The 8,880-nt window shown below is 71.4% G+C and carries 4 protein-coding genes; all 4 read left to right on the forward strand.

The features are described from left to right. Positions 1-150: 150 nt before the first annotated feature. Entirely contained in the window at positions 151-4,788 is a 4,638-nt protein-coding gene (gltB, locus tag HUN59_RS09625; protein WP_302690925.1) for a glutamate synthase large subunit, read from the forward strand. Next, on the forward strand, positions 4,781-6,238 hold the full coding sequence (locus HUN59_RS09630) for a glutamate synthase subunit beta (protein WP_141861799.1): 1,458 nt from the start codon (positions 4,781-4,783) through the stop codon (positions 6,236-6,238). Before gltB ends, HUN59_RS09630 begins: the two co-directional genes overlap by 8 nt. 150 nt (positions 6,239-6,388) lie before the next feature. Next, the gene (gene pyk, locus HUN59_RS09635; protein ID WP_058742554.1) at positions 6,389-7,834 is read left to right on the forward strand and encodes a pyruvate kinase; all 1,446 of its coding nucleotides are present in this window, start codon (positions 6,389-6,391) and stop codon (positions 7,832-7,834) included. 190 nt (positions 7,835-8,024) lie between these two features. Beyond that, positions 8,025-8,880: VIT1/CCC1 transporter family protein (locus HUN59_RS09640; protein ID WP_174779448.1), on the forward strand; the 856-nt coding region annotated here is incomplete at its 3' end.

Here is an 8,880-nt window from a genome sequence, read left to right on the forward strand (position 1 = left end):
CCGGCGTCGTCACCATCGACGCCGCGACCACGCACGTCGTGAGCGCACACCCTCGACGACGTGCACGGGCACCAGTCCCGCCCGCTCGGGCGGAACGCACCACCGGGCCACCGACGTCCCTGTTCCACTTCCTCGTGAGGACGGTTCCCCATGGCGCTCCAGCCACACCCGACCCCCGCCCAGGCCGCGCAGCGTGCACCCGGTCAGCGTGCACCCGGCGCACTCCTGCCCGCGCACCGGCGCTTCTCCGCCGTGCCGGACGCGACCGGCGCGTACGACCCGGCGAACGAGAAGGACGCCTGCGGTCTCGCGATGGTGGCGACCCTGCGCGGGACGGCCGGCCACGACATCGTCGACGCCGCCCTCGGAGCACTGCGCAACCTCGAGCACCGCGGTGCCGTGGGTTCGGACGCGGGCACCGGCGACGGCGCGGGCATCCTGTGCCAGGTGCCGGACGCGTTCCTGCGCGACGAGGTCGACTTCGAGCTGCCGGTAGCGGGGGAGTACGCGGTCGGGACGGCCTACCTGCCGACCGACGACGACGAGCGGCACGCGGTGCAGGGTGCCGTCGAGCGGATCGCGCGCGAAGAGGGGCTCCGGGTGCTCGGCTGGCGTCCGGTGCCGGTCCGCCCCGAGGTCCTCGGCACGCTCGCCCGCGCGGCGATGCCGGCGTTCGAGCAGCTCTTCGTGGCGTCCACCCGGCACGACGTGCACGGTGCCGCGTGGAGCGGGATCGCCCTCGACCGTCAGGCCTTCCGCCTCCGCAAGCGCGCGGAGCACGGGCTCGAGGTCTACTTCATGTCGCTGTCGAGCCGGACCATGGTCTACAAGGGCATGGTCACGACGCTCCAGCTCGAGCCGTTCTACCCGGACCTCAGCGACGAGCGGTTCGCCTCGAAGCTCGCGATCGTGCACTCGCGCTACTCCACGAACACCTTCCCGTCGTGGCCGCTCGCCCAGCCCTTCCGCACGCTCGCCCACAACGGCGAGATCAACACCGTCCGCGGCAACCGCAACTGGATGCGCGCCCGCCAGTCCCAGCTCGAGAGCGAGCTGCTCGGCGACCTCGCACCGCTGCTGCCGATCGTCAGCCCCGGCGCGAGCGACTCGGCGTCCTTCGACGAGACCCTCGAGCTGCTCGCCCTGACCGGGCGGAGCCTTCCGCACGCGGTCTCGATGATGGTGCCGGAGGCCTGGGAGAACCAGGTCGGCATGGACCCCGACCTGCGGGCGTTCTACGAGTACCACTCGATGCTCATGGAGCCGTGGGACGGCCCCGCCGCGATCACGTTCACCGACGGTGCGATCGTCGGCGCCACGCTCGACCGCAACGGCCTGCGCCCCGGCCGGTTCCTCGTCACCGACGACGGCCTGATCGTGATGGGGTCGGAGACCGGCGTGCTCGACGTGCCGCCGGGCAAGGTCGTCCGCAAGGGCCGCCTGCGCCCCGGTCGGATGTTCGTCGTGGACACCGAGGCCGGTCGGATCATCGAGGACGACGAGGTCAAGCGCGACCTCGCGGCGTCCGGACCCTGGGCCCAGTGGCTCGACGAAGGCCGGATCAACCTGTCCGACCTGCCCGACCGCGAGCACATCGTGCACACGCCCGCGTCGGTCACCCGCCGCCAGCGCGCCTTCGGCTACACCGAGGAAGAAGTCCGCATCCTGCTGCGGCCGATGGCGCAGACCGGCGCCGAGCCGCTCGGTGCGATGGGCTCGGACACGCCGATCGCGGTGCTGTCCGAGCGCCCCCGTCTGCTGTTCGACTACTTCACGCAGCAGTTCGCGCAGGTGACGAACCCGCCGCTCGACTCGATCCGCGAGCAGGTCATCACCTCGATGGGCATGGGCCTCGGCCCGGAGCGCAACCTGCTCGACGCCGGCCCCGAGCACGCGAAGCAGATCACGCTCGACTTCCCGGTCATCGACAACGACGAGCTCGCGAAGATCCAGCACTTCGAGACGGCGTCCGGTCGGCACCTCACCGTGACGATCAAGGGCCTGTACCGCGTCGACGCCGGCAAGAAGGCGATGCAGAAGCGCATCGCCGCGGTGTGCGACGAGGTCGACGCGGCGATCGAGTCCGGCAAGCAGTTCATCGTGCTGTCCGACCGCGACGGCAACGCGGAGCAGGCCCCCGTGCCGAGCCTCCTGCTGCTCGCCGCCGTGCACCACCACCTGATCCGGACCGAGCAGCGCATGAAGGTCGGGCTGATCGTCGAGGCCGGCGACGTGCGCGAGGTCCACCACGTCGCGACCCTGATCGGCTACGGCGCGTCCGCGATCAACCCGTACCTGGCGATGGAGACGTGCGAGAACCTCGTGCGCTCCGGGATGATCACCGGGCTCACCCCTGAGCAAGCCGTCAAGAACGTCATCAAGGCGCTCGGCAAGGGCGTCCTGAAGATCATGTCGAAGATGGGCATCTCGACGGTGTCCAGCTACGCGGGCGCCCAGGCGTTCGAGGCCGTCGGGCTCAGCCAGGAGTTCGTCGACAAGTACTTCACCGGGACCTCGTCGATCCTCGGCGGTGTCGGGATCGAGGTCATCGCGAAGGAGAACGCCGAGCGCCACGCCCAGGCGTACCCGCAGGACGGCGCGGTGCTCTCGCACGAGCGCCTACAGACCGGCGGCGAGTACCAGTGGCGCCGCGAGGGACCGCCGCACCTGTTCAACCCGGACACGGTGTTCCGCCTGCAGCACGCGACGCGCGCCCGCCGGTACGACATCTTCCGCGAGTACTCCCGGGCGGTCGACGACCAGTCCGAGGACCTCATGACGCTCCGCGGGCTCTTCCGGTTCCGCCACGGCGTCCGGCAGCCGATCCCGCTGGACGAGGTCGAGCCGATCGAGTCGATCGTCAAGCGGTTCAACACCGGTGCGATGTCCTACGGCTCGATCTCGCAAGAGGCGCACGAGACCCTCGCGATCGCGATGAACCGCCTCGGTGCCCGCTCGAACACGGGCGAGGGCGGCGAGGACGTCGAGCGCCTGCTCGACCCGGAGCGTCGCAGTGCGATCAAGCAGGTCGCCTCCGGCCGCTTCGGCGTCACGAGCATGTACCTGACGCACGCCACCGACATCCAGCTGAAGATGGCGCAGGGTGCGAAGCCGGGTGAGGGCGGCCAGCTCCCGCCGACGAAGGTGTACCCCTGGGTCGCGCGGACCCGGCACGCCACCGCGGGCGTCGGGCTCATCTCGCCGCCGCCGCACCACGACATCTACTCGATCGAGGACCTCAAGCAGCTGATCTTCGACGTGAAGCGGGCGAACCCGTCGGCGCGCGTCCACGTCAAGCTCGTGAGCCAGTCCGGCATCGGCGCGGTCGCCGCCGGTGTCACGAAGGCGCTGGCCGACGTCGTGCTCGTCTCGGGGCACGACGGCGGCACGGGTGCCTCCCCGCTCAACTCGTTGAAGCACGCCGGCACCCCGTGGGAGATCGGCCTGGCCGAGACGCAGCAGACGCTCATGCTGAACGGCATGCGCGACCGTGTCGTGGTGCAGGTCGACGGGCAGATGAAGACCGGGCGCGACGTGGTCGTGGCCGCGCTGCTCGGCGCAGAGGAGTACGGCTTCGCGACCGCGCCGCTCGTGGTCGAGGGCTGCATCCTCATGCGGGTGTGCCACCTCGACACGTGCCCGGTGGGCGTCGCGACGCAGAACCCGGAGCTCCGGAAGCGCTTCTCGGGCAAGCCCGAGTTCGTCGTGAACTTCTTCGAGTTCATCGCTCAAGAAGTCCGCGAGCTCCTCGCCGAGCTCGGCTTCCGCAGCCTGGACGAGGCGATCGGCCAGGTCGACGCGCTCGACACCGACCGTGCCGTCGAGCACTGGAAGGCGTCCGGTCTCGACCTCGCGCCGGTGCTGCACGGCCCGGAGTTCGGTCGCGACGAGCCCCGTCGCCACCTGCGCGACCAGGACCACGAGCTCGACGAGCACTTCGACGTCCGGCTGATCCACGAGACCGCCGACGTGCTCGAGCACGGGGGGTCGATCGCGCTGGACCTGCCGATCCGCAACACGGAGCGCGCCGTCGGCACGATGCTCGGGCACGAGGTCACGCTCCGCCACGGCGAGCACGGCCTGCCCGCCGGGTCGATCGACATCACGCTCCGCGGGTCCGCCGGGCAGTCGCTCGGTGCGTTCCTGCCCGCCGGCATCACGCTCCGGCTCGTGGGCGACAGCAACGACTACGTCGGCAAGGGGCTGTCGGGCGGCTCGATCGTCGTGCGCCCGGACTCGGAGTCCGCGTTCGAGGCGTCCGAGAACGTCATCGCCGGCAACGTCATCGGTTACGGCGCGACCCAGGGCAGCATGTTCATCCGCGGTGTCGTGGGCGAGCGCTTCCTGGTCCGGAACTCCGGGGCGACCGCGGTCGTCGAGGGCGTGGGCGACCACGCGCTCGAGTACATGACCGGCGGTCTGGCGCTCATCCTCGGCGAGACCGGCCGGAACCTCGGCGCCGGCATGTCCGGTGGCACGGCGTACGTCCTGGGGCTCCGTCGCGAGCACGTGAACACCGACGCCCTGGCGACCGGCGAGCTCCGGCTCGAGGAGCTCGACAGCGCCGACGTCGAGATCGTCACGGACCTGCTCCGGCAGCACCACGACGAGACCGGGTCGACCGTGGCGGGCGACCTGCTCGAGTCCGGCGACCTCAGCGCCTTCGTGAAGGTGCTACCGCGGGACTACGCCGCCGTGCTCGAGACCCGCCAGCAGGCCGTCGACGAGGGGCTCGACCCCGACGGCGACATCGTTTGGAACCGCATCTTGGAGGTGACCGGTGGCTGACCCGAAGGGCTTCCTCAAGGTCCAGGAGCGCGAGCTCCCCGCACGACGACCCGTCCCCGTCCGCCTCATGGACTGGAAAGAGGTCTACGAGCAGCAGGAGTCCGGCGCGCTCAAGCGCCAGGCCGGCCGCTGCATGGACTGCGGCGTCCCGTTCTGCCACCAGGGTTGCCCGCTCGGGAACCTCATCCCCGAGTGGAACGACCTGACGTGGCGCGGCGAGGGCCGCCAGGCGATCGAGCGCCTGCACGCGACGAACAACTTCCCGGAGTTCACGGGTCGACTCTGCCCGGCGCCGTGCGAGGCGTCGTGCGTGCTCGGCATCAACCAGCCGCCGGTCACGATCAAGCAGGTCGAGGTCTCGATCATCGACGAGGCGTTCCAGAACGGCTGGGTCACACCGCACCCGCCGGAGCGCCTGACCGGCAAGACCGTGGCGGTCGTCGGGTCCGGCCCCGCCGGCCTCGCCGCCGCGCAGCAGCTCACGCGCGCCGGCCACACCGTCGCCGTCTACGAGCGCGACGACCGCATCGGCGGCCTGCTCCGCTACGGCATCCCGGACTTCAAGATGGAGAAGCGCCAGATCGACGCGCGCCTCGCCCAGATGCAGGCCGAGGGCACCCGCTTCCGCGCAGGCGTCGAGATCGGCGTCGACATCACCTGGGACGACCTGAAGTCCCGGTACGACGCGGTCGTCGTCGCGACCGGCGCGACCGTCCCGCGCGACCTGCCGATCCCCGGCCGCGACCTGGCCGGCGTGCAGTACGCGATGGACTACCTCGTCCAGCAGAACAAGACGAACGCGGGCACCACGGTCGACAACCAGGTGACCGCCGAGGGCAAGCACGTCGTCGTGATCGGCGGCGGCGACACCGGCGCGGACTGCATCGGCACGGCGCACCGGCAGGGCGCGCTGAGCGTGACGAACCTGGCCATCGGCAAGCAGCCGCCGCTCGAGCGTCCGTCCGACCAGCCGTGGCCGATGTTCCCGACCGTGTTCGAGGTCTCCAGCGCCCACGAGGAGGGCGGCGAGCGGCACTACCTGGCGTCGACCGTCGAGTTCCTCGGGAACGCCGCGGGCGAGGTCCGGGCGCTCCGGGTCGCCGAGACCGAGTACGTCGACGGCCGCCGCGTCCCGAAGAGCGGCACCGAGCGCGAGATCCCCGCCGACCTCGTCCTCATCGCGATGGGCTTCACCGGCCCGGAGACCGAGACGCTCGAGCCGCAGCTCGGGCTGCCGACCACGCCGTCCGGTGCGGTCGCACGCCAGGCCGACTACTCCACCAACGAGCCGGGCGTGTTCGTCGCCGGGGACGCCGGCCGCGGACAGTCGCTCATCGTCTGGGCGATCGCCGAGGGCCGCGCCGCCGCCGCGAAGGTCGACGAGTACCTCGAGGGCTCGACGATCCTGCCGGCACCGGTGAAGGCCACCGACCGTGCCATCTCGGTCTGACCGGGCGGGCGACGTGAACGACACGGGAACGCACGACCGCCAGTGAGCAGCAGGCCACCGGCACTCGATAGGGTGCTGGTGGCCTGCTGTCGTTCCGCGCGGCCCCACAGCGCGGAAACCCCAGCACCATCCACCACACGAAGGAATCCATTGAGACGCGCAAAGATCGTTTCGACGCTCGGACCCGCCACGTCGGAGTACGAGACCGTCAAGGAGATCATCGAAGCGGGCGTCGACGTCGCCCGCCTCAACCTCAGCCACGGTGACTACAGCGTCCACGAGGCCAACTACGAGAACGTCCGTCGCGCCGCCGAGGAGCTCGGCAAGCCGGTCGCGATCCTCGTCGACCTGCAGGGCCCGAAGATCCGCCTCGCCCGGTTCGCGGACGGCCCCCACGAGCTCGCCGTCGGTGACGTCTTCACCATCACGACCGAGGACGTGCCCGGCTCGAAGGAGATCTGCGGCACGACGTTCAAGGGCCTGCCCCAGGACGTGAAGCCCGGCGACCCGCTGCTCATCGACGACGGCCGGGTGCGGCTCCGCGTGCTCGACACCGACGGCGTGCGCGTGCGCACCGAGGTCGTCGTCGCCGGCACCGTCTCGAACAACAAGGGCATCAACCTGCCCGGCGTCGCGGTCAACGTGCCCGCGCTGAGCGAGAAGGACGAGGCCGACCTCCGCTGGGCGATCCGCCAGGGCGCCGACCTCATCGCGCTGTCGTTCGTGCGCAACGCAGCCGACGTCGACCGCGCGCACGAGATCATGGACGAGGAGGGCAAGCGCCTCCCCGTCATCGCGAAGATCGAGAAGCCGCAGGCCGTCGACGCCCTCGAGGAGATCATCGACGCGTTCGACAGCATCATGGTCGCCCGCGGTGACCTCGGCGTCGAGCTCCCGCTCGAGGCCGTCCCGATCGTGCAGAAGCGCGCCGTCGAGCTGAGCCGCCGCATGGCGAAGCCGGTCATCGTCGCGACGCAGATGCTCGAGTCGATGATCTCGTCGCCGATCCCCACCCGTGCCGAGACCTCCGACGTCGCGAACGCCGTCCTCGACGGTGCGGACGCGGTCATGCTCTCGGGCGAGACCAGCGTCGGCGAGTACCCGGTGCAGACCGTCCGTACGATGGCCCGCATCGTCGAGTCCACCGAGGACCACGGCCTCGAGCGCATCGCCCCGCTCGGCACCAAGCCGCGCACGCTCGGTGGTGCGATCACCCTCGCCGCGGTCGAGATCGCCGAGTTCACCGAGGCGTCGTACCTCTGCGTCTTCACCGAGTCCGGCGACTCGGCCCGCCGCATGTCGCGTCTGCGCCACGGTCTGCCGATCATCGCGTTCACCCCGAACGAGGCCACGCGTCGCCGCATGGCCCTCACCTGGGGCGTCCGTTCGTTCCTGGTCGACCGGAAGACCCACACCGACGAGCTCTTCTCGCAGGTGGACGACGTCCTCCTCGAGAACGGCCTGGCCGCCCCCGGCGACCGCGTCATCGTGACGGCTGGTTCGCCTCCCGGCATCGAGGGCTCGACGAACGACCTCCGCGTGCACCGCGTCGGTGACGCGCACGCCGAGGCCGCGCCGGCCTACGTGCGCGACTGACACCCGGTCACCACGCCACAGGGCGCGGACGGGAGGCACGGTGCGGGTTGCGCACACCGCCTCCGGTCCGCGCCCTGTCGCGTCCCACGCTCGCCCTCGTCCGGAGCGGAGCCGCACCCGACGACGCGGCCGCGCCCGCTCTGCGCACCCACCCGGCCGTGCGCGGGCGTGAGCGGGCAGGATCGGTGGGGTGAGCCTCCAGGACGAGAACCGTTCCGCACCCACCGCGACGGACGTGCGCCGCTGGCGCCGCTACCTGGCCGACGAGCGGGCGGAGGCCGCCGTCTACCGGAACCTCGCCGCGCGACGGACGGGTGAGGAGCGCGAGATCCTCGCGGCCCTCGCCGAGGCGGAGGGCCGGCACGAGCAGCACTGGATCGACCTGCTCGGCGAGCGGGTGGGACGGCCGCTGCGGGGGAGTTGGCGGACCCGGGTGCTCGCCGCGCTGGCGAAGCGGTTCGGCTCGGTGTTCGTGCTCGCGCTCATGCAGCGTGCCGAGGACCGCTCGCCGTACGCCGACGACGACGACGCCACGGCGCGGATGGCCGCCGACGAGCGGATCCACGGCGAGGTGGTCCGCGGGCTGGCGAACCGGGGGCGGATGCGCCTGTCCGGGACGTTCCGGGCGGCGGTGTTCGGCGCGAACGACGGTCTCGTGTCGAACCTGGCGCTCATCATCGGCATCAGTGCGTCCGGCGCTGACCGCCACTTCGTCCTGCTGAGCGGCGTCGCGGGTCTGCTCGCCGGTGCGCTGTCGATGGGCGCGGGGGAGTACGTCTCCGTGCGGTCGCAGCGGGAGCTGCTCGACGCCTCGGCACCGCACCCCGAGGCCGGGCAGGCCGTCGCCGACCTCGACGTCGACGCGAACGAGCTGGCGCTGGTCTACCGGGCACGCGGGATGACCGAGACCGAGGCGCAGGCGCACGCGGACGAGGTCCTCGGCGGGCGGACGGTGCCGTCGGCGACCGGCCCGGACGAACACGAGGCGGTCGGCAACGGCATGAGCGCGGCGGTGTCGAGCTTCCTGTTCTTCGCGTCGGGTGCGG

Source organism: Curtobacterium sp. Csp2, assembly GCF_013347165.1.

Bases quoted from the DNA above. Each gene is read 5' to 3' on its own strand.
- gltB (WP_302690925.1), top strand. From the start codon at position 151: ATGGCGCTCCAGCCACACCCGACCCCCGCCCAGGCCGCGCAGCGTGCA.